The 20,544-nt window shown below is 35.7% G+C and carries 26 protein-coding genes; 23 read left to right on the top strand and 3 right to left on the bottom strand.

Annotated elements, in window-relative coordinates:
• Positions 1 to 293 precede the first annotated feature (293 nt).
• Positions 294 to 1,277, top strand: coding sequence for a serine hydrolase domain-containing protein (locus BTM29_RS11275; protein ID WP_076617816.1), 984 nt, complete (start codon positions 294 to 296; stop codon positions 1,275 to 1,277).
• Between the two features lie 107 nt (positions 1,278 to 1,384).
• Here the strand turns inward: BTM29_RS11275 and BTM29_RS11270 are convergent, their stop codons facing one another.
• The gene (locus BTM29_RS11270; RefSeq protein ID WP_076617813.1) at positions 1,385 to 2,725 is read right to left on the bottom strand and encodes a Mur ligase family protein; all 1,341 of its coding nucleotides are present in this window, start codon (positions 2,723 to 2,725) and stop codon (positions 1,385 to 1,387) included.
• Between the two features lie 151 nt (positions 2,726 to 2,876).
• On the opposite strand from BTM29_RS11270, the gene BTM29_RS11265 reads away from it, so the two are divergent.
• The 22 genes from BTM29_RS11265 to BTM29_RS11165 all read left to right on the top strand — a co-directional run bounded on the left by BTM29_RS11265 (position 2,877) and on the right by BTM29_RS11165 (position 19,748).
• Positions 2,877 to 3,458 carry a thymidine kinase gene (locus BTM29_RS11265; RefSeq protein ID WP_076617810.1) on the top strand — a complete coding sequence of 194 codons (582 nt, stop codon included), beginning with the start codon at positions 2,877 to 2,879 and terminating at the stop codon, positions 3,456 to 3,458.
• Between the two features lie 14 nt (positions 3,459 to 3,472).
• Positions 3,473 to 4,570, top strand: a complete 1,098-nt coding sequence (prfA, locus tag BTM29_RS11260) for a peptide chain release factor 1 (protein ID WP_076617806.1) — start codon at positions 3,473 to 3,475, stop codon at positions 4,568 to 4,570.
• Positions 4,548 to 5,399, top strand: coding sequence for a peptide chain release factor N(5)-glutamine methyltransferase (prmC, locus tag BTM29_RS11255; protein ID WP_225972205.1), 852 nt, complete (start codon positions 4,548 to 4,550; stop codon positions 5,397 to 5,399). The genes prfA and prmC overlap by 23 nt, the downstream gene beginning before the upstream one ends.
• Before the next feature lie 2 nt (positions 5,400 to 5,401).
• Positions 5,402 to 6,412: an L-threonylcarbamoyladenylate synthase gene (locus tag BTM29_RS11250; RefSeq protein WP_076617798.1), complete on the top strand. Its 1,011-nt coding sequence runs from the start codon at positions 5,402 to 5,404 to the stop codon at positions 6,410 to 6,412.
• A gap of 55 nt (positions 6,413 to 6,467) precedes the next feature.
• Positions 6,468 to 7,097, top strand: coding sequence for a uracil phosphoribosyltransferase (gene upp, locus BTM29_RS11245; protein ID WP_076617794.1), 630 nt, complete (start codon positions 6,468 to 6,470; stop codon positions 7,095 to 7,097).
• A gap of 89 nt (positions 7,098 to 7,186) precedes the next feature.
• Entirely contained in the window at positions 7,187 to 7,897 is a 711-nt protein-coding gene (gene atpB / locus BTM29_RS11240; RefSeq protein ID WP_076617791.1) for a F0F1 ATP synthase subunit A, read from the top strand.
• Positions 7,898 to 7,921: 24 nt separating this feature from the next.
• The gene (gene atpE, locus BTM29_RS11235; protein WP_076617787.1) at positions 7,922 to 8,134 is read left to right on the top strand and encodes a F0F1 ATP synthase subunit C; all 213 of its coding nucleotides are present in this window, start codon (positions 7,922 to 7,924) and stop codon (positions 8,132 to 8,134) included.
• A 124-nt stretch (positions 8,135 to 8,258) separates the two neighbouring features.
• The gene (atpF, locus tag BTM29_RS11230; protein ID WP_120270469.1) at positions 8,259 to 8,732 is read left to right on the top strand and encodes a F0F1 ATP synthase subunit B; all 474 of its coding nucleotides are present in this window, start codon (positions 8,259 to 8,261) and stop codon (positions 8,730 to 8,732) included.
• The gene (locus BTM29_RS11225) at positions 8,719 to 9,267 is read left to right on the top strand and encodes a F0F1 ATP synthase subunit delta (protein ID WP_076617779.1); all 549 of its coding nucleotides are present in this window, start codon (positions 8,719 to 8,721) and stop codon (positions 9,265 to 9,267) included. The genes atpF and BTM29_RS11225 overlap by 14 nt, the downstream gene beginning before the upstream one ends.
• A gap of 16 nt (positions 9,268 to 9,283) precedes the next feature.
• Positions 9,284 to 10,810 (top strand): F0F1 ATP synthase subunit alpha, encoded by a 1,527-nt coding sequence (gene atpA, locus BTM29_RS11220; RefSeq protein ID WP_076617775.1) that lies wholly within the window; start codon positions 9,284 to 9,286, stop codon positions 10,808 to 10,810.
• 17 nt (positions 10,811 to 10,827) lie between these two features.
• A complete protein-coding gene (locus tag BTM29_RS11215; RefSeq protein WP_076617772.1) occupies positions 10,828 to 11,745 on the top strand; it encodes a F0F1 ATP synthase subunit gamma in 918 nt (305 codons plus the stop codon).
• A gap of 20 nt (positions 11,746 to 11,765) precedes the next feature.
• Positions 11,766 to 13,220, top strand: coding sequence for a F0F1 ATP synthase subunit beta (atpD, locus tag BTM29_RS11210; RefSeq protein WP_076617768.1), 1,455 nt, complete (start codon positions 11,766 to 11,768; stop codon positions 13,218 to 13,220).
• A gap of 15 nt (positions 13,221 to 13,235) precedes the next feature.
• Positions 13,236 to 13,667, top strand: a complete 432-nt coding sequence (locus BTM29_RS11205) for a F0F1 ATP synthase subunit epsilon (RefSeq protein ID WP_076617765.1) — start codon at positions 13,236 to 13,238, stop codon at positions 13,665 to 13,667.
• Between the two features lie 194 nt (positions 13,668 to 13,861).
• Entirely contained in the window at positions 13,862 to 14,092 is a 231-nt protein-coding gene (locus tag BTM29_RS11200; protein ID WP_076617760.1) for a DUF1146 family protein, read from the top strand.
• A 28-nt stretch (positions 14,093 to 14,120) separates the two neighbouring features.
• Positions 14,121 to 15,443, top strand: a complete 1,323-nt coding sequence (gene murA, locus BTM29_RS11195) for a UDP-N-acetylglucosamine 1-carboxyvinyltransferase (RefSeq protein WP_076617756.1) — start codon at positions 14,121 to 14,123, stop codon at positions 15,441 to 15,443.
• A gap of 108 nt (positions 15,444 to 15,551) precedes the next feature.
• Positions 15,552 to 16,541, top strand: a complete 990-nt coding sequence (mreB, locus tag BTM29_RS11190; RefSeq protein WP_076617752.1) for a rod shape-determining protein — start codon at positions 15,552 to 15,554, stop codon at positions 16,539 to 16,541.
• Between the two features lie 8 nt (positions 16,542 to 16,549).
• A complete protein-coding gene (locus tag BTM29_RS12740; RefSeq protein WP_120270413.1) occupies positions 16,550 to 16,732 on the top strand; it encodes a DNA-directed RNA polymerase subunit beta in 183 nt (60 codons plus the stop codon).
• A gap of 18 nt (positions 16,733 to 16,750) precedes the next feature.
• Complete coding sequence (gene yidD, locus BTM29_RS12735; protein ID WP_120270411.1) at positions 16,751 to 17,032, top strand: membrane protein insertion efficiency factor YidD; 282 nt, start codon at positions 16,751 to 16,753, stop codon at positions 17,030 to 17,032.
• Positions 17,033 to 17,041: 9 nt separating this feature from the next.
• Positions 17,042 to 17,263, top strand: a complete 222-nt coding sequence (locus BTM29_RS11180; protein WP_076617748.1) for a DUF2969 family protein — start codon at positions 17,042 to 17,044, stop codon at positions 17,261 to 17,263.
• Positions 17,264 to 17,274: 11 nt separating this feature from the next.
• On the top strand, positions 17,275 to 18,477 hold the full coding sequence (locus tag BTM29_RS11175) for an FtsW/RodA/SpoVE family cell cycle protein (protein WP_076617744.1): 1,203 nt from the start codon (positions 17,275 to 17,277) through the stop codon (positions 18,475 to 18,477).
• Between the two features lie 12 nt (positions 18,478 to 18,489).
• On the top strand, positions 18,490 to 18,783 hold the full coding sequence (locus BTM29_RS11170) for a glycine cleavage system H family protein (protein WP_076617741.1): 294 nt from the start codon (positions 18,490 to 18,492) through the stop codon (positions 18,781 to 18,783).
• Between the two features lie 101 nt (positions 18,784 to 18,884).
• A complete protein-coding gene (locus BTM29_RS11165) occupies positions 18,885 to 19,748 on the top strand; it encodes a helix-turn-helix domain-containing protein (protein WP_076617736.1) in 864 nt (287 codons plus the stop codon).
• Between the two features lie 75 nt (positions 19,749 to 19,823).
• On the opposite strand, the gene BTM29_RS11160 is transcribed toward BTM29_RS11165, so the two are convergent.
• Both BTM29_RS11160 and BTM29_RS12970 read right to left on the bottom strand, forming a co-directional pair.
• The gene (locus tag BTM29_RS11160; protein ID WP_076617732.1) at positions 19,824 to 20,303 is read right to left on the bottom strand and encodes a universal stress protein; all 480 of its coding nucleotides are present in this window, start codon (positions 20,301 to 20,303) and stop codon (positions 19,824 to 19,826) included.
• A 69-nt stretch (positions 20,304 to 20,372) separates the two neighbouring features.
• Positions 20,373 to 20,525 carry a hypothetical protein gene (locus tag BTM29_RS12970; protein WP_225972204.1) on the bottom strand — a complete coding sequence of 51 codons (153 nt, stop codon included), beginning with the start codon at positions 20,523 to 20,525 and terminating at the stop codon, positions 20,373 to 20,375.
• Between the last annotated feature and the right edge of the window lie 19 nt (positions 20,526 to 20,544).

The raw sequence follows: 20,544 nt of genomic DNA, 5'->3' as shown, positions 1-20,544 counted from the left end.
TATAAGTCAAAAAAAATCGGTATTTACGTAAGTAAATATCGTTTTTTTTTTGGCTTATATGGGGAAAATTGTGTTTTGTCACACGTTTCCACCGCAAGTTTGAGTAAAAACAGAGTTGCCACAACCCTTTTTAAGTTGAATGGGGAAAATTGTGTTTTGTCACACGTTTCACTGCAAGTTTGAGTGAAAACAAAATTTGTCATAACTACTTTCTAGCCATAATAAAGTTAAATTATGTCTCATTACTATTTTTACGATACAATTGTGGTATCAACAATTGTGGAGATAACAGTATGAAAAAATTTCAACAAACAGAAGCACAGATATTGGATATGGTTAATCAACAAGTTGTACCTGGTGTCAGTTATGGATTTATTAGTAACTATAGTGATAGTGACATACAAACTAGTCTTGATGAATCCAATTTTGCTGGTGATAAGTCCTGGGTACCTAAGATCACGCTATTAAAAGGTGATGAATTATATGATTTGGCCTCACTAACAAAGGTTATGGGTACAGTACCGATCATCTTGAAATTGATTGATGAAAAAAAATTAAGTTTACATGATCCAATCAATAAATATTTACCACAGTTTAAGGACGGGCGTGTAGAAATATTTCATTTGTTAACGCATACATCAGGAATAGCTGGATATATTCAAAATCGTGACAGTTTGAATGACCAACAATTAATCGATGCATTGTTATCATTACCAGTAACTGACAATTTTAATAAAAAAGTTGTATACACGGATACAGGCATGATATTTTTGGGCTTAATAATAGAAAAAATCTATCAACTGCCAGTTCAGACAGTTATTAATAACTTTGTAAGGGATACTTGGAACCTAATGGATACAACTTTTTCACCTGAAATAGCCCGTTGCACCCCAACATACGAAGTTAATGGACAAATGCTTATTGGTGTACCGAATGATCCAAAAGCTCGTCAGCTGGGCATACATTGCGGATCAGCCGGTATGTTTTCGAGTTTAGTTGATGTAATGGAATTTTCCAGAGTTATGTTAACAAAAAAATATAAATTTTTATACAAGAACTTTACTGATTTGTTCCCAGGCAGATCGCTAGGCTGGGATATTAAACCTGGTAATATACTTTTTCATACTGGATATACAGGTCATTTTATTGCATTAGATTATATCCACAAGAATGCTATGGTTGTATTAACAAATAGAGTTCACCCAATTGAACACAATGAAGTATTTTTGAAACATCGAGATGTGATTTTAGATAGTTTTTTAAATGAGAGTAAGTGAAAACGCGTGACAAAACACGTTCAGTTTTCGAGCATAATGCAAAATAAACCGGTATTTACGTAAGTAAATGTCGGCTTATTTTGCGTTATACGAGGAAAATTATAATCTTATTTTTTAATGTATCCACCATCGCTAAGAACTTTTCTAAGTCCCATCATAGCGGTATATGTAGCTAGAACGTATATTTTATCTGTTGGAATATTTGGGATTTGTTTAACAAAATCTTCAATTTCAACTGTTTCTATATTCTTGTTCATGTTTAATCCAGCAATTTTGAAACGATAAGTAACATCTTTAACTCGTTTACCACCAGTGATAACTAATGGTATTTTATCGTAATTAAAGTCCTCAAAATTTGCGTCCCAGATCCAGCTAGTATCAATACCATCGGCATAATTGGCGTTAAGAAGAAATGCCAATGAGTAGTCTGATTTATCACTCAAAATTGTTTCGATAACTTGATTCAATCCAACTGGATTTTTGACTAGGATAATATTTACGTCCTTTTTATCAACTGTGATAGTCTCTTGACGACCAAATACTTTTTCATCATATGAAAAGGCTTTTTGCATTTGATCGACGGTGATACCCATCTCAGAAGCAACAGCAAAAGCTGCTAAGGCATTATAAATATTATATTTACCACCAATATTCATTGTAAAGGAGTTCCCATTGATCTCGAATTCTGTTTTGTTAGGTAATAGTGTTTTGATATTTGTTACTTGGTATTTGAGGTCGTTTTGTTTGAATCCACAGTTAGGACAAAAATAACTACCCAAGTTAGCGTATGAAATAAAATGATAGTGCATAATATGATTGCAGTTAGGGCAGAGGACACCATCAGTATTTGTTGGTGCTTTAATATCGTCTTTTTCATGTCCCTTACTTGAGAATCCATAGTAAATGACTTTGTTTGGTAATTTTTTGGAAGAGAAAATGGCGGCATCACCATTGGCGATGATAGTAGCGTCTGGTGCCAATTTAATACCATTGAGAATTTTTTGATAAGTTGTATAAATTTCACCATAGCGATCCATTTGGTCACGGAAGATATTCGTTAGTACGAAGTATTTTGGCTTAATATACTTACAGATGATCTCAACGTTTGCTTCGTCAACTTCTAAGACGGCTAGTGGCTTTTTGCTTGTTTTGTGGTGTGTGACAAAACTAGTAACTATACCTTGGATCATATTCGATCCAGTGGGATTAGTTAAAACATCATCGTATTTTTGAGTAACCATTTTGTTGATCAATGATGTTGTCAAAGTTTTACCATTAGTTCCAGTTACGATAATTAAGTCGTAATTTTTTCCTAAACTAGTTAAAATATCTGGATCAATCTTATAAGCAATTTTTCCCGGATAAGAAGAACCTCCGTTGAAAAACTTACTTAAAATAAAGTATGATGATTTTCCAGTAAGTGTAGCGATGCTTGATTTAAATGTCATTTTAAAACCCCAATTAGTTTGTATTAAAAATATACTATCACAACTAAATTACATTTTATCTGATTTTGATTGAATTTAGTCAATGTTTAATATGTTCAAGGGACGTTTTTTTAGTTATAATCTTCAAGGACGTAATTTTGGAGGCGGAACTTTGGCGCAATTATTTTTTAAGTATGGTGCTATGAATAGTGGAAAATCTATTGAGATTTTGAAAGTAGCACACAACTATGAAGAACAAGGCAAATCAGTTATCCTAATGACTAGTATTGTAGATACTAGATCTGGTGCTGGAAAAATCAAAAGTCGTATGGGATTAGACCGGGATGCAATTGCATTGAAGAAAGACTCAGATGTTTATGATATTGTTAGAAGAGAGAATCCAAGAGCTGCATGCATTTTGATCGATGAATGTGAATTCATGACAAAAAAACAAGTTCTTGAGTTAACTCAGGTAGTAGATGATTTAGGAATTCCAGTTATGGCCTTTGGATTGAAGAATGATTTCAAAAATGAATTATTCGAAGGATCCAAGTATTTGTTACTTTATGCTGACAAGATAGAAGAAATGAAGACCATATGCTGGTTCTGTACTAAAAAGGCTACAATGAATATGCGTATGCTCGATGGGCAACCAGTTTATGAGGGTAATCAAGTTGCTATCGGTGGAAATGAAATGTATTACCCAGTATGTCGACGCCATTATAATCATCCTCCAATGGTAGAGAATAAATAGAAAGGATCGTTAAATTGGATAAAATTTTAGAACAACTTGAAACACTAGTTGAAAGATATGCCGAGTTACAAGAATTAATGAGTGATCCTGAAATTATCAATGATACAAAACGTTATATGGCCTATTCAAAAGAAGAAGCTGATATGCGTGATATCGTTAATGCCTTCAATCGCTACAAAGAATTGCAAAAGAGTATAAGTGATAGCGATGAAATAATGCGTGAAACTGATGACCCAGAAATGCAAGCTATGGCAAAGGATGAATTGAATTCATCTAAAGATGCAGCAGAAAAACTTGAACATGAGATCACATTATTGATGCTTCCAAAAGATCCTAATGATGATAAAAATATAATTATGGAAATTCGTGGAGCTGCCGGTGGTGATGAGGCCAGTTTATTTGCTGCTGATCTACTAAGCATGTACAGTAAATATGCTGAAAAACAAGGCTGGACTTTTGATATTGTTGATGAGAATTCAACAGAAGTCGGTGGTTATAAAGATGTCGCTGTTATGATTACTGGTAGTCGTGTTTATTCTAAGCTGAAGTATGAAAATGGGGCACATCGTGTTCAACGTATCCCATCAACAGAATCAGCTGGTCGTGTCCATACTTCAACTGCTACAGTTGCCGTTATGCCTGAATATGATGAAGTTGATATTGATCTAGATCCAAAGGATATTCGTACTGATGTTTATAGATCATCTGGTGCCGGTGGACAACATATTAATAAAACTTCATCTGCCGTTCGTATGACCCATTTACCAACTGGAATTGTCGTTGCTATGCAAGATCAACGTTCGCAACAACAAAACCGTGAAAAAGCTATGCAAATTCTTAAATCTCGTGTTTACGATTATTATGAATCAGAAAATCAAAGTGAATACGATGAGAAACGTAAGTCAGCTGTTGGTACTGGAGATCGTTCTGAGCGGATTAGAACTTATAATTACCCACAAAATCGTGTGACAGATCACCGTATAGGTCTTTCTTTGAATAAGTTAGACCGAATTATGAATGGTGAACTTGATGAAATTATTGATGCATTAATTGTCAATGATCAAACTCAAAAATTGGAGCAAATTCAAAGTGGAGAAACTAAGCTATTCTAATGCCCTGAAAAGGGCTTTTTTAATGCTAAAACAGGAAAAAAAATTTCCTGAAGATGCTGAATACTTGATGGAAGAATTAACTGGATTTAATTATACGCAGTTACAATTGCACCGTAATGAAGATGTCCCCGGGAAAATTATGAGACAGTTTCATGATGGGGTAGTCCGTTTAGGTATGGATGAGCCGGTTCAATATATCTTAGGGAATGCTTACTTTATGGGACGAAGTTTCACAGTAAATCAAGATGTTTTGATTCCAAGACAGGAAACTGAAGAAATGGTTCAAAAAATAATTGATGATCATACCGGTAAAAAGGAAAACATTTGGGATATTGGTACGGGTTCAGGGGTCATTGCTATAAGTTTGGGGTTAGCTTTTCCTGAAGATGATATTTTGGGTACTGATATTTCAAAAGAGGCACTTAAAATTGCTGAATTAAATGCAGATAATTATCAAGCAGATAATGTTTTTTTAAAACAGAGTGATTTGTTTGAAAAGGTTATTCCAGAGCCATTTGATGTCATTGTTTCCAATCCTCCGTATATTTCTCATCAAGAAAAATCGGTGATGGATCCAAGTGTTATTAAATATGAACCCGATTTAGCTTTATATGGAGATGAATTTGGATTAAAATTTTATCAAGACATATCACAAAATGCTGATAAATATTTGACTGAGAATGGTATTTTGTATATGGAGTTTGGATATCACCAAAAATCTGCTTTGGAAGAGATCTTTGCTAAAAATATGCCGGGATATAAAGTGGAATTTTATAAAGACATGAGTGGCAACTATCGCTATCTAAAAGCTGAAAAGGGGAAGATATAGATTTGGAAACAGAAATATTAAAGAATACAGAAATATCAAAAGCTGTTGAGTTTCTCGCTGATGGTAAATTAGTGGCATTTCCAACTGAGACTGTTTACGGTCTTGGTGCTGATGCAACACGCCCAGATGTGGTTAAAGATGTGTATGCTGCAAAGGGTCGTCCAAGTGATAATCCTTTGATTGTTCATGTGTCTAGTCCAGAAATGGTTTGGGAATATGCAGATTTAACTTATAAGCCAATGGCGGAGAAACTAATGAGCAAGTTTTGGCCAGGTCCTTTGACCATCATTATGCCGATTCAACCGGGTAGTTTATCAAAAGAAGTCACTGGTGGTCTGAGTACTGCTGCCTTCAGGATGCCTAATAATTCCACTACTTTGAACCTTATCAAAACGTTTGGTAAACCAATCGTTGGTCCCTCAGCTAATACTAGTGGTAAACCTAGTCCAACTTTGGCTAAGCACGTTTATCATGATTTGAAGGGAAAAATTTCAGCTATACTTGATGACGGTCCAACTAAGCTTGGTGTGGAGTCTACTGTTATTGATCTTTCAACAGATATACCAACTGTCTTGCGTCCAGGGATGATTACGGTTGAAGACTTGTTACAAGTACTGGATAATGTAAATAGTGATCATCATAAGGTGGCAGCTGGTGAAATACCAAAGGCTCCCGGCATGAAATATAAGCATTACGCACCAAGTGCACAGGTAATTATTGTTGACGATACTAACGACTTTACAAAAGCTATTGCTGAATATAAAACTAACAAATTAGGCATTATGGCTACTGAAGACGTGTTATCTACTATTCCTGACGCAGAGGGACAATTAAAGTTTTCGTTAGGTAATGATATTTACGGTGCATCAAAGGAATTGTTTGCTGGATTAAGAGGACTTGATGGACAGAATGTAGAGTATATTCTGGCTCAAGGATTTCCAGAAGCTGATCATGGAGAAGCATATAGAAACCGCTTGAACAAATCAGCTGGTCAAAAGCATTTCGAGAAATAATAAGAGGTTTATTAAGTTAATTAATAAAAGCTATAAATAAAGAGGAGAGTCAAAAATGTCTAAATTTCAAGTATTAAACCACCCACTGATCCAACATAAATTAACAATTATCAGAAACAAGCACACTGGTACTAAAGTGTTTCGTGAAGTTGCCAATGAAATTGGTGAATTGATGGTTTATGAAATTACTAGGGACTTGCCATTGAAGGAAATTGAAATTGAAACTCCAATGGGAAAGTCAAAACAAAAAGTTCTTGCAGGTAAGAAACTAGCAGTTATTCCTATACTCCGTGCCGGTTTAGGTATGGTCGATGGCGTTTTGGAATTGATTCCAGCTGCCAAAGTTGGTCATATCGGAATGTATCGTGACGAAAAGACGCTTAAACCACATGAATATTTTGTTAAATTACCTAGTGATATTGATGAACGTGAATTGTTCATCGTTGATCCAATGCTTGCTACAGGTGGATCCGCAAATATGGCCATCGAAGCATTGAAAAAACGTGGAGCAAAACACATGCGACTTGTTGTTCTTGTTGCTGCACCAGAAGGTGTTAAAGCAGTTCAAGAGGCACATCCAGATGTAGACATTTATGCAGCCTCATTAGATGAAAAGATCACCGATAGTGGCTATATTTTCCCCGGATTAGGTGACGCTGGTGATCGTCTATTTGGTACAAAATAAAATAAAAACATTGTTTGAATATATTTTTAGAAGTGTTATTATTTTGTGGTATCAATTGTTTTCAATAAGCGAAGAAAGGGGGGGTATTGTTGAATGATAAATATAAGTTTATCGATTTCCTGGGTTTGAGATTCAATGTTGCTAATGATTTATCAGCATTGATTGCCGCAATTCTTGTCTTTGTCCTTGTTTTCGCATTGTCACGTCATGTTACGATGAGACCTGGTAAAGCTCAGAATGTGCTTGAATGGATTATTGATTTTACGAATAATATTATAAAGTCACTAATGCCTGATGCAGCGGTTAAACAATTCGGATTATATGCGTTCGTGTTGTTTACATTTGTATTTTTTGCAAACCAATTGGGATTGATATTCCAAGTGAAAGTAGGCGGATATACTTACATTAAATCTCCTACTACAAATCCAATGGTAACAATGGCTCTTGCCTTAATATCATTGCTGATTTCACATTATTATTCAGTGAAGAAGTTTGGATTTGGCGGCTATGTAAAAAATTATGTAAAACCTGTAGGTTTCTTGTTACCAATAAACATCCTTGAAGAGTTTACTAACTTCTTGACGTTATCACTACGTCTTTACGGTAATATATTTGCCGGTGAAGTACTTCTTGCACTTATTGGAACTGTTGCTCAGAGTTTTGGAGTCGTTTCGTTCGTGGTCGCTTTACCACTGGAAATGATTTGGCAAGGATTTTCAGTCTTTATTGGAGCCATCCAAGCGTATGTATTTACCACCTTATCAATGGTTTATATCTCACGTAAACTGGAAAAAGAATAATTTTATTTGGAGGAATTTTAAATCATGAAAGAAATCGCGGCAGCTATTGCAGCTAGTTTTGCAGCTCTTGGAGCATCTATCGGTAACGGACTTGTTATTTCAAAGACTTTGGACAGTATGGCACGTCAACCAGAAATCTCTGGTGACTTAAGAGCAACAATGTTCATTGGTGTTGGTTTGATCGAAGCCGTTCCTATCATTGCTATTGCTATTGCATTCGTTATTCTTTTCGTATAATACATACAATCAAATCGGCGATAAATTAAACAAATCGCCTTTTTATGTTTTATAGGAAAGGAAGGAGTGGAGAATATTGGCAAATTTATTAGTGCTTGGAGCAGGTAAATTAGCTTTAGGTGATATGCTTTTTATTCTTATTTCATTCGTCCTTTTAACTGCAGCTGTTAAGAAGTTTGCATGGGGTCCCGTCACAAAAATGATGGACGCCAGATCAGATAAAATATCCGGTGATTTGGATTATGCTGATCAAGAACGTGCACGTGCTGACAAGCTTGCAAAGGAACGTGAAGAGGCACTTAAGAATTCACGTGCTGAAGCTATTGAGATTGTTAATAAGGCTAAAGATAATGGGGAAGATCAAAAGAAATCCATTATGGCCGATGCTCATAGTGAAGCCGAATCAGTAAGACAAAAGGCTAAATCTGATGCATTACGAGCTAAAGAAGAAGCTATGAACGATGCACAAAACGACATCGCTACCCTATCTATGGAAGTTGCTTCAAAAGTTATTTCCAAAGAGCTTAATGCAAATGATCAAAAGTCATTGATCGACTCTTATATTAAGGAGTTGACCGTAAACAATGAAACTAAGTAAATTCCAAGTGGGAAAACGTTATAGTAGAGCACTTTATGAAGTAGCAGTGGAACAAGATTCAGTTGATAATACTTTGCAAGAATTGAAGAAATTAAGCGAAGTGTTTTCAGAAAATCCTGGTCTAAATATTGCTTTTTCAGGACGTGCAATTTCCCGCACTGAAAAGTTAAAAATCGTTAATACTTTAAAGACTGGTGCAAGTGAATTAATGCAGGACTTTGTAGGTATGCTTTTTGACCGAGACAGATTGAATTGCTTAGAAGAAATTACTGATGCTTATGTTGAGAGATATGATACTGAGCATGGTATTGTTGAAGTCACAGTAACTTCAGTGATTGATTTAACTTCCGAACAAGAAGATAAGTTGAAATCTGTAGTCAAACAACGATTTTCAGTAAATCAAGTAAATTTAACGAAAATAGTAGATCCATCCATCATCGGTGGGATTGTTGTCCGTGTTGGTGATCAAGTTATTGATGGAAGCGTCGTTAAGAGATTTAACGATGTTAAAAAATTGCTATTGGTTAACAATTAAGTAGAGGTGAAAATGAATGAGCATCAAAACTGAAGAGATTAGTTCACTGATTAAAGAACAGTTGAAGAACTATAAAAATGAACTCTCAGTTGATGAAATAGGTACAGTTACATATGTTGGTGATGGTATTGCTCGTGCTAATGGCCTTGAAAATGCTATGGCAAGTGAGTTACTTGAATTCCAAGATGGTACATATGGTGTGGCTCAAAACCTTGAAAGTGATGATGTTGGTATTATCATTTTAGGAAATTACGATCAAATTCGTGAAGGCGATACAGTTAAAAGAACTGGTCGTATCATGGAAGTTCCAGTAGGTGATTCACTTATTGGACGTGTCGTTAATACATTGGGTCAACCTGTTGATGGTCTTGGTGAGATTAAAACTGACAAGACTAGACCTATCGAATCTCCTGCACCTGGTGTTATGCAACGTAAATCTGTTTTCGAACCATTACAAACTGGTTTGAAATCAGTTGATGCGCTTGTACCTATCGGCCGTGGCCAACGTGAGTTGATCATTGGTGACCGTAAGACTGGTAAAACATCAATTGCTATTGATACAATCATTAATCAAAAAGATCAAGACATGATCTGTGTATACGTTGCTATTGGTCAAAAGGAATCAACTATTAGAAGTCAAGTTGAGACCTTAAGAAAGAATGGAGCAATGGATTATACAATCGTTGTTGAAGCCGGACCTAGTCAACCAGCTCCTATGTTGTATTTTGCACCATATGCTGGAGCAGCTATGGGTGAATACTTCATGTATAACGGTAAACATGTTCTTATTGTATATGATGATTTAAGCAAACAGGCTAATGCCTATCGTGAAGTGTCACTATTGCTTCGTAGACCGCCTGGGCGTGAAGCATATCCTGGTGATGTTTTCTACTTGCATTCACGTTTACTAGAACGTGCTGCTAAGTTGAGTGATGCACTTGGTGGTGGATCAATGACTGCTTTGCCAATCGTTGAAACACAAGCCGGTGATATTTCAGCATATATTCCAACAAACGTTATTTCCATCACTGATGGACAGATATTCTTGAGTAGTGATTTGTTCTATTCAGGTACACGTCCAGCTATAGATGCTGGTGCATCTGTTTCTCGTGTTGGTGGTGATGCACAAATCAAGGCTATGAAGAAAGTCGCTGGTACATTACGTCTAGATCTTTCATCATACCGTGAATTGGAATCATTTGCTCAATTTGGCTCAGATCTTGATGAAGCCACTAAGGCAAAATTAGACCGTGGTAGTCGTACAGTTGAAGTTCTAAAACAACCAGTACATTCACCAATTTCTGTTGAAAAACAAGTATTGATCTTATTCGCTTTGACAAGAGGCTTTTTGGATAAGGTTGAGGTTGAAGATATTAAAGAATATGAATCATCACTTTCTGAATTCTTCGATGCAAATCATTCGGATCTCTTAACAGAAATTAAGGAAAAAGGTACACTACCTGACGAAGACAAGATGAGTGCCGGTGTAAAAGAATTCACCGAAAACTTCTTGGCTTCTAAATCAGGAAAGCAAGATAAATAATACAGGAGGTTTAAATTATGGCTGAGTCACTTATGGATATTAAAAGAAGAATTTCTTCTACTAAGAAAACCGGTCAAATAACAAGAGCCATGCAAATGGTTTCTGGTGCTAAACTCTCTCGTATTGAAAAGAAATCTATTGCTTATCAATTGTACGCAAAAAAAGTTGAAGATATTGTCAGACATTTGACAATGGGAAATCTATTCAAAGAAATTTCAGTAACTGAAACTTCTTCAGATCCATGGAGTTTGAATAATCTTTTACAAGTACGTGAGGTAAAAAAGACTGCATATGTTGTTATTACAAGTGACCGTGGCTTAGTTGGTGGATATAATAGTAATATTTTAAAAGCTATGATGGATATTTTTGATAAAAAATATCATAATGATTTAAGTAAATTTACTGTTATTTCATTAGGAACCACAGGATCTGAATTCTTCAAATCACGTGGAATCGATATTTCTTATGAGTATCGTGGTCTACCTGATATTCCAACAGTTAAAGATGTAACTCCAATTGTTAAAACAATTTTACAGTTATATCAAGCTGGAACATTTGATGAAATTTATATTTGTCACAATCATCACGTAAATTCTTTGGTATCTAAATTTACTAATGATAAATTACTTCCACTTGAAGAAGCTAAAGATACAACCCAAGAAGAAGAACATATTGCAAGTGAATATATCACAGAACCAAGTCCTGAAGCGGTCTTGTCTGCGATTATACCTCAATATATTGAGTCCTTAATTTTCGGAGCAATGATGGATGCGAAGACGGCGGAACACGCTGCATCTGTAACAGCTATGAAGAGTGCTACTGATAATGCTGACGATTTGATATCAGATTTGTCACTACATTATAATCGTGCTCGTCAAGCTCAAATTACTACAGAAATCACTGAGATTGTCGGCGGTGTCGCTGCACAAGAATAGTTTAGAAAGGAGCCAAATAAATGAGTAGCAAAGGTAAAGTTATTCAGGTAATTGGTCCAGTTGTTGACGTTGAATTTCCTTTAGATGGAGATCTTCCAGAACTTAATGACGCCTTAGTTGTTAAGAAGAATGACGGATCAAGTATTACCCTAGAAGTTGCTCTAGAACTAGGTGATGGCGCCTTACGTGCTATTTCCATGGGTTCTACTGATGGACTTCAAAGAGGTGCTGAAACTGTTAATACAGGTAGCTCAATTTCTGTTCCTGTCGGAAAAGAAACATTGGGACGTGTATTTAATGTTTTAGGTGAAACAATTGATGGAGGTAAGGAATTCCCTGCCGATTTCAGAAGAGATAGTATTCACCGTTCAGCACCTGCTTATGATGAATTAAATACATCAACAGAAATTCTTGAAACAGGTATTAAAGTTATCGATCTTCTTGAACCATACGTTCGTGGTGGTAAAGTTGGTTTGTTCGGTGGTGCCGGTGTTGGTAAAACCGTTCTTATTCAGGAATTGATCCACAATATTGCTGAAGAGCATGGTGGTATATCAGTATTTACTGGTGTTGGTGAAAGAACACGTGAAGGTAATGACCTTTATTATGAAATGAAGGAATCCGGTGTTCTTGAAAAGACAGCCATGGTTTATGGCCAAATGAATGAATCACCTGGTGCTCGTATGCGTGTTGCCTTAACTGGTTTGACAATTGCTGAGTATTTCCGTGATGTTGAAGGACAAGATGTTCTATTGTTTATCGATAACATCTTTAGATTTACACAAGCAGGTTCAGAAGTTTCAGCCTTGCTTGGACGTATGCCTTCAGCTGTTGGTTATCAACCAACATTGGCTACAGAAATGGGTCAATTGCAAGAAAGAATCACTTCTACAAAGAAGGGTTCAATCACTTCAATTCAAGCCGTTTATGTTCCAGCTGATGATTATACTGATCCTGCTCCAGCTACAACTTTCGCCCATTTGGATGCTACAACCAACTTGGAACGTAAGTTAACTGAGCAAGGTATCTATCCAGCTGTTGATCCACTAGCATCATCATCTTCAGCACTTGATCCTTCAGTTGTTGGACAAGAGCATTATGATGTTGCTACACAAGTTCAACAAGTACTTCAAAGATATCGTGAACTCCAAGATATTATTTCAATTCTTGGTATGGACGAATTGTCTGATGATGAAAAGACTATTGTTGCACGTGCAAGACGTATCCAATTCTTCTTGTCACAAAACTTTAGTGTTGCTGAACAATTTACAGGTATCCCAGGTTCTTATGTTCCTGTTGAAGAAACAGTTAAGGACTTTAAAGACATTCTTAATGGTAAATACGACGATGTTCCAGAAGACGCCTTCAACGGTGTTGGTGGAATTAAAGATGTTCTCGAAAAAGCCAAGAAGATGGGCTGGAGTCCTGCAGATGATGAACAACAAGATGATACTGCTGAGGCAGTAGCTAACTAATAAGGAGGGAATAATATGGCTGATCAAAATCATGTTGTGATGGTCAATATTGTTACTCCTGATGGTGTCGTATATGACCATCACGCCAATCTTTTGGTTGCGAGTGCAATTGATGGTGATGTAGGTATCATGGCTAGCCATGAACCGCTTATTGCACCACTGAAAATTGCTGAGGTACGTGTTAAACGTACTGATAATCCCCATCATGAAGATGCTATCGCTGTAAATGGCGGATTCTTGGAGTTCAGCAATGATCTTGTTTCTATTGTAGCTAATAGCGCCGAGAGAGCTAGAGATATTGATTTGAGACGTGCAGAATATGCTAAACAAAAAGCTGAAAGTACAATTAAAACAGCTGAAGAAAAGCATAACGTCGATGATCTAGCACGTGCTCAGGTTTCTTTACGTAAGGCTGTGAATAGAATTAACGTTAGCTCACATAAGTGAGTTGCATAATTAATGAATTAAACAAGGACTAACACAAATCCAATTGGAAAGTGTCAGTCCTTTTTTTGTTGAAAGAAAATATTTCAAATTTGTCAAATAATTTGCTACACTTTTAAAGTAATCTTTAAAATTCAATGAAAATATAAAAAAGTAATATCGCGCATGTTACTCTTTGTGAAAGCGAGGTTTTAAAAATGACAAGTTTAGGAATAAATGCGATAATCACACTGGTCAGTCACGTGGTGTTTATATGGCTAAGTTTCAATATATTACAAGTTGTAGATTGGCAAAAAATTTATAACAAATCCAATCCTAGAATGTTACAATTACTTGTAGCGTTTATTTCAATCGCTCTAGGTTATACGGTGAGTTCGTTTTTCTTGAATATCATCAGTGTTTCACAAAACCTAACCTTACTTTTTTAATTAATCCAACGTTTCGGAGGAGAATATTGTGCAACAAATTATTGTAAATGGACCTAATCAATTAAAGGGATCAGTTAGAATCGAGGGTGCCAAGAATGCCGCATTACCTATTTTAGCGTCAACATTGTTGGTCTCTGAAGGAAAAACCTCTTTAACGAATATCCCTCCACTTTCTGATGTCACAACGATGGCAAAAGTACTTAGAGCATTAAATGCGGATGTTACTTTTGATGAAAATGATGAAATTTTAACAGTTGATACATCTGATGGAATTACTACAACAGCACCAGAGGAATTAGTCGATAAGATGCGTGCTTCTATTGTTGTTTTAGGACCTCTATTAGCTCGTAATAAAGAAGCTCACGTTGCAATGCCAGGTGGCTGTGCAATTGGATCTAGACCTATTGATTTACATATCAAAGGTTTGGAAGCTATGGGAGCTGAATTCAGTCAAAACGGTGGATTTATTGATGCTAAGACTGATGGATTACATGGAGCCAATATTTACTTGGATTTTCCAAGTGTTGGTGCAACTCAAAACATTATGATGGCAGCATCTCTTGCAGATGGTACAACAGTTATTGATAACGTCGCCAGAGAACCTGAAATCGTTGATTTAGCCAATGTATTGAATAAAATGGGTGCTGATGTAACGGGTGCTGGTACTAATACAATCCGTATCACCGGAGTTGAATCTATGCATGGTTGTGAACATTCAATTATGCAAGATCGTATTGAAGCAGGTACATTCATGGTTGCTGCCGCCGTTACGAACGGTGATATCTTTATTGAAGATGCTGTGGCAGCTCATAATAAACCCTTGATTTCAAAATTGATTGAGATGGGTGTTACTGTTGAGGAAAATGACGAAGGAATCCGTGTTATTGGAACTAATCAACTTAAACCAGTTGATGTTAAAACTTTGCCACACCCAGGATTCCCAACTGATATGCAGGCTCAAATGACCTTGGCTCAACTTTTAAGTGTTGGGACAACAGTCATGACTGAAACTGTATTTGAAAATCGTTTCATGCATTTCCCTGAATTTGGTAAAATGAAAGCTGATTATAAAATTGAAGGTAATTCCGTCATTATGTTTGGTCCAGCTCAATTGTCTGGTGCCAAGGTAGCCGCTACAGATTTGCGTGCTGCTGCTGCATTAGTATTGGCAGGATTAGTTGCTGAGGGCGAAACGAGAGTTTCCAACCTTCAATATTTGGACCGTGGATATTATCGTTTTACTGAGAAGTTAAGAGATTTAGGTGCTAATGTTAGACGCGTCTCCATTGACGAGAATGGTAGAGAGAGTCTAGTATTTAATACAGTATCTAGTGTCACAAAGTTAGCTTAAAACTATCTTAAGGAAGTGGTACGCCACTTTCTTTTTTTATTGAAAATTTAATATGATGCACGTGATTATGATATACTTTTTGTGTTTAGATTTTGGAGGATATAGCGCATGTCAAAATATCTAGGAATTGATTTGGGTACAGCAAATGTACTTATAGATGTAAAAGGAGAAGGTATCGTTTTAAATGAGCCTTCTGTAGTAGCAATAAATACTAAAAACGATGATGTGGTTGCCGTTGGTAAGGATGCTTATATGATGGTTGGTAGAACACCAGCTAACATAAAAGCAGTCCGTCCATTAAAAGACGGTGTTATCGCTGATTTTAATATAACTGAAAAGATGCTTCAATATTTTATCGATAAACTTAATGTTGGAGGTCGTTTTTCGAAACCAACAATTATGGTCTGTGCTCCTACAAATGTTACACCTGTAGAGCAAAAGGCAATTATTGAAGCTGCTGAACAAGCTGGTGGTGGTAAGGTTTATCTTCAATTAGAACCAAAAGTTGCCGCTGTTGGTGCCGGACTTGATATTTTCAAGCCACAAGGTAATATGGTTATCGATATTGGTGGTGGTACAAGTGATATTGCCGTTCTATCAATGGGAGACGTCGTTACAAGTCGTTCACTAAGGTTTGCTGGTGATAAGATGACAAGTGCGATTCAAGCCTTTGTGAAGCAAAACCATGGACTTATCATAGGTGAGAGAACCTCAGAACAAATTAAGATCGAAATTGGTTGTGCAATGGACGCAGATGAAAGCGTCACATTCTCAGCCAGTGGTATTGATATTGTTAGTGGCTTACCTAAAGAAATCACTATTAATGAAAAAGAAGTTGAGGGAGCACTTAAAGATGGCGTGACGCAAATTGTCGAAGCCGCTAAGGGTGTTTTGGAACAAACTCCACCAGAACTATCTGCTGATATTATTGATCGTGGTATCATGCTAACTGGTGGTGGATCATTACTTAAGAATCTTGACAAACTTTTGGCAGATGAATTACAAGTTCCTGTTTTACTTACAGAGAGTCCACTTGATTCAGTTGCATTAGGTACAGGGATCTTATTAGATAATATTGAAAAACATAAGAAATATTAAGGTGAATAATGAAACGAGACTTTGGTAAAGAATATCGTCGTGATATTTTCAGGAAGATTGGTTGGATCTTATTAATTATGCTTATTTTCTTAGTTCTAGGCATGTTTATTGGTTCAGCGCTAGGTGGTTCCAATCCACTCGCTGTACTTTGGCCCGGAACTTGGATGCATATGTTTGATTTCTTGAGATAACTATGATAAAAAAAACTAATAATTGGATTAGTCCATATATATCAAAAATTTATATCACCAGTTTTACCACCAAGTTGTCGGTATTATCCAACTTGTTCTACATATTTTATAGATGCAGTAAAAAAACATGGTGCGATTTTGGGTTCAATTATGGGAGTATCACGTATATTACGTTGTAATCCCTTCGTTCGTGGTGGTGTTGATCCTGTTCCGGATAATTTCACCATCTTTCGGAATCCTCATCCAGAAGATTACGAGGATGAAATTATTGCTCAGAAATTTCACAACGGAAAAGAATAGGAAGATTTAATGTCTAAGAAGAAAAAAGCAATTGAGATTAACCTAAAAGATATAAGTAGTGATCCTGAAAAATATGAACTTTGGGATGGGAAAAAGTATATTGGTACAATCACAAAAGAAGGCGAACGTTACCTTTCCTTTGTTGAAAGTTCTGATACACCATTCAAGTCTGTAAAATTAGACGATGCTATAAATGAATTACTTATGCAATACAATCTACATAATCATTAATAGGTGTAAAAATGCAAATTAGAAATAATAAGAAAGCAAATGATACGGATTCACGAATCGATTACGGAATAATATTTTCCGTAATGATGTTAGCCATTATTGGTCTAATGTCGATTTATGTTGCTACTGTCCAAGATTCCCAGAGTCCTACGCGAAATGTTATTTCACAGGTGGCCTGGTATACGCTTGGAGCAATTATCGTAGCAGTCATAATGCAATTTGATGCTGAACAGCTGTGGCAAGTAGCTAATTATGCATACTATGGTGGATTAGCACTGTTAGTACTGGTGTTGATCTTCTATAGTAGATCATATGCGGTTCAAACAGGTGCAAAGAGTTGGTTTGCAATAGGTTCTTTCACTTTTCAACCATCGGAGGTTATGAAACCTGCGTTTATATTGATGATGGGAAAAGTTATAACTAATCATAATAGTGAGTATCAAGTTCATACATTAAAGAATGACTTTTTACTATTAGGTAAAATGATATTATGGACACTTCCAGTAGTAGTTTTATTGGAATTACAACATGATCTTGGTACGTTATTAGTTTTCGTGGCAATTCTTGGTGGAATGGTACTTGTTTCCGGAATTGACTGGAGAATTATTTTGACTGCCTTCTTATTGGCAGCTGTAGTAGGTGGTACTGCATTAGTATTTGCAACCACTGATTGGGGACGCGAAATACTGACACATGCAGGTTTTAAGTCATATCAATTTGCACGTATTGATAGTTGGTTGAACCCTTCTCAGGATACTTCTGAGAATGGATATCAGATTTGGCAAACGATGAAGGCAATTGGATCAGGACAATTATTAGGTAAAGGATTCAATGTATCTAATGTATATGTACCGGTTAGAGAATCAGATATGATTTTCTCAGTTGTAGGTGAAAACTTTGGATTTATCGGTTCTTGTGTTGTTATATTCTTGTACTTCCTACTAATTTATCAAATGATTCAAGTTACTTTTGACACGAAAAATGAATTTTATGCATATGTGTCAACAGGTGTAATTATGATGATTTTGTTCCATGTTTTTGAAAATATTGGTATGAGTGTAGGACTATTACCTTTGACTGGTATTCCTTTGCCGTTTATATCACAAGGTGGATCAGCCTTGTTAGGTAATATGATTGGTATAGGTCTTATTATGTCCATGCGATATCATCACAAGAGTTATATGTTTGAGAATGGTACTTTTAAGCAAAGATAGGAGTTCATTAAGATGGCAAGTGAAAAGTATTTATGGGTAAAAAAAGGTGACAATACAACACGTATAGGTCTAACATCAGCAGGTCAGGAAGCTTTGGGAAAGGTTAATTTCATTGACTTACCAGTTGTTGGGCGTGAAATAAAGGTGGGAGATTCCACTGGTGAAGTTGAAGCTCAAAAGGCAGTAATTGAGTTTGAGTCACCGGTTTCGGGTACAATAGTGTTGGTTAATGATAAATTAACTGATAATCCGGAATTATTAAATGGTTCTGAGAAAGATGCTTGGCTTTTTGAAGTAAATAATTAAATAATTAAAACTTATTGTTTTATTGTTGCTTATTTCTTGCAACTTTTTTTCAGAACTGTTTAAATTATCCTGAAATTAATAAATGAATGGGGATAATTCAAATGAAAATTTTAGGTGATAAAATTCGCCATTACAGAAAGCTCAGAGGTATTTCTCAATCTGAGCTTGCCGACGGCATATGTACGCAGGCAACTGTAAGTCTGATTGAAAAGAAGGACAAAATTCCTAGCATGGAAATCTTGGTTCGCATTTGTGAAAGACTGGGTATCACAATGAACCTTGTGATTGTTAACGATGATAGTCAAATCTATTCAATTATATCTGATATTAAAAATTCGTTTTATCAGGATGATTATCAAGGTATCAGTGATAAGTTGAATAAATTGAATAATATCAATGTTAATAACAAACAGGAAATTAAGTTAATTCATTTCTTCAATGGGTTAGTCGAATATGAAATTAACGGTAATTTTGACAAAGCAATCTTTGATTTTAATCGTGCTATGAATGTTAATATTTCAAATATTGATATGTATGATATTTTGATTGATGTTTATACTGCTAAAGCATACGTTGATAAGAAGTCTCTTGATGAATCCTTGGTGTATTACAATCAAGCCAAGGAATTGATTCAAGCTAGTGCTGAAAAGATCAGTGAGGACAATTATCACGATAGTATTTTGATTTATGCTAATATGTCTAGTTTGTCTATTGATTTGAATGATAATCAAAAGGCTATAGATTATGCTAATGAAGGAATATTTCTCGCTAAGAGGGAACAATCATTGTTTAAATTAGATTCAATGTATTGTTCAATGGCTGAAGCTGGTACTCGTGAAGGTAAAAAGTCCGATGAGAACTATATCAAAGCATATGTACTTTCCAGCATAAATGATAATAAGCATATTTTTGATAAATTAAAATCAAAAATTGAAGAAATGAATCTGAATATTTTTAATAAGTAATAATTAAAAATTATTAATTTCAAATAAAAAAAGTGAGCTGATTAATTAAAATCAGCTCACTTTTTTCTAATAATATTATTGTTTTTTGCTTGGTTTTTGAATTGATTTGTTATCCAAGTCAGTTCTAACTACAAGAACATCACATGCAGCAGTTCTTGTTACATATTCAGTAACTGATCCGATAAGTAATCTTTCCATAGCGTTAAGACCAGTTGCACCGATCATAATTAAATCCACATTCAATTTCTTAGGAAAATCTGTGGCAATAATTGCTTTGGGTGCACCATATTCAATACTATAGTCAATGTCAGAAAGACCGGCATCTTTAGCAGTCTGAACATAGCTTTTAACTGTTTCTTTAGCTTTTTCAGTAATTTGCTCAACCATAGTTGAATCAAAGCTTGATACATTTTGGAATGCACGTGTATCAATTACATGCAATAGATGAACTGCGGCTTTGTTTCTTTTGGCAACTTCAACTGCCTTTTTAAATGCAAGTTCTGCTTCAAATGAGCCGTCGATTGGTACGAGAATGTTTTTATATTGTTGTAACATGATTATCACCCCGTTGATTATTTCTTTATCTACACCCTTATTTTAGTTGATTGAGGAAGATAAATACAGTCATCTGCCAATATTTGCTAAATAAATTGAAAATCCAGCGGCAACAACGCTTCCCAATATAAGGGTAATGAAATTGCTTTCTTTAGAACCGACAATCATAATGATTATTCCAGTGATAGAGATCAGAACTAGTAGGACAGCTGTAATTATCATGATGCTTCTCAGATTTAGA

Source organism: Companilactobacillus allii, from assembly GCF_001971585.1.
Lineage (GTDB): Bacteria > Bacillota > Bacilli > Lactobacillales > Lactobacillaceae > Companilactobacillus > Companilactobacillus allii.
This window is presented reverse-complemented; position numbering and strand designations above follow the sequence as displayed.

Coding starts and splice junctions, on each gene's coding strand:
- BTM29_RS11275 (WP_076617816.1), top strand. CDS start 294: ATGAAAAAATTTCAACAAACAGAAGCACAGATATTGGATATGGTTAAT.
- BTM29_RS11270 (WP_076617813.1), bottom strand. CDS start 2,725: ATGACATTTAAATCAAGCATCGCTACACTTACTGGAAAATCATCATAC.
- upp (WP_076617794.1), top strand. CDS start 6,468: ATGTCTAAATTTCAAGTATTAAACCACCCACTGATCCAACATAAATTA.
- atpE (WP_076617787.1), top strand. CDS start 7,922: ATGAAAGAAATCGCGGCAGCTATTGCAGCTAGTTTTGCAGCTCTTGGA.
- atpF (WP_120270469.1), top strand. CDS start 8,259: ATGCTTTTTATTCTTATTTCATTCGTCCTTTTAACTGCAGCTGTTAAG.
- BTM29_RS11225 (WP_076617779.1), top strand. CDS start 8,719: ATGAAACTAAGTAAATTCCAAGTGGGAAAACGTTATAGTAGAGCACTT.
- atpA (WP_076617775.1), top strand. CDS start 9,284: ATGAGCATCAAAACTGAAGAGATTAGTTCACTGATTAAAGAACAGTTG.
- BTM29_RS11215 (WP_076617772.1), top strand. CDS start 10,828: ATGGCTGAGTCACTTATGGATATTAAAAGAAGAATTTCTTCTACTAAG.
- atpD (WP_076617768.1), top strand. CDS start 11,766: ATGAGTAGCAAAGGTAAAGTTATTCAGGTAATTGGTCCAGTTGTTGAC.
- BTM29_RS11205 (WP_076617765.1), top strand. CDS start 13,236: ATGGCTGATCAAAATCATGTTGTGATGGTCAATATTGTTACTCCTGAT.
- BTM29_RS11200 (WP_076617760.1), top strand. CDS start 13,862: ATGACAAGTTTAGGAATAAATGCGATAATCACACTGGTCAGTCACGTG.
- mreB (WP_076617752.1), top strand. CDS start 15,552: ATGTCAAAATATCTAGGAATTGATTTGGGTACAGCAAATGTACTTATA.
- BTM29_RS12740 (WP_120270413.1), top strand. CDS start 16,550: ATGAAACGAGACTTTGGTAAAGAATATCGTCGTGATATTTTCAGGAAG.
- BTM29_RS11180 (WP_076617748.1), top strand. CDS start 17,042: ATGTCTAAGAAGAAAAAAGCAATTGAGATTAACCTAAAAGATATAAGT.
- BTM29_RS11175 (WP_076617744.1), top strand. CDS start 17,275: ATGCAAATTAGAAATAATAAGAAAGCAAATGATACGGATTCACGAATC.
- BTM29_RS11170 (WP_076617741.1), top strand. CDS start 18,490: ATGGCAAGTGAAAAGTATTTATGGGTAAAAAAAGGTGACAATACAACA.
- BTM29_RS11165 (WP_076617736.1), top strand. CDS start 18,885: ATGAAAATTTTAGGTGATAAAATTCGCCATTACAGAAAGCTCAGAGGT.
- BTM29_RS11160 (WP_076617732.1), bottom strand. CDS start 20,303: ATGTTACAACAATATAAAAACATTCTCGTACCAATCGACGGCTCATTT.
- BTM29_RS12970 (WP_225972204.1), bottom strand. CDS start 20,525: ATGATAATTACAGCTGTCCTACTAGTTCTGATCTCTATCACTGGAATA.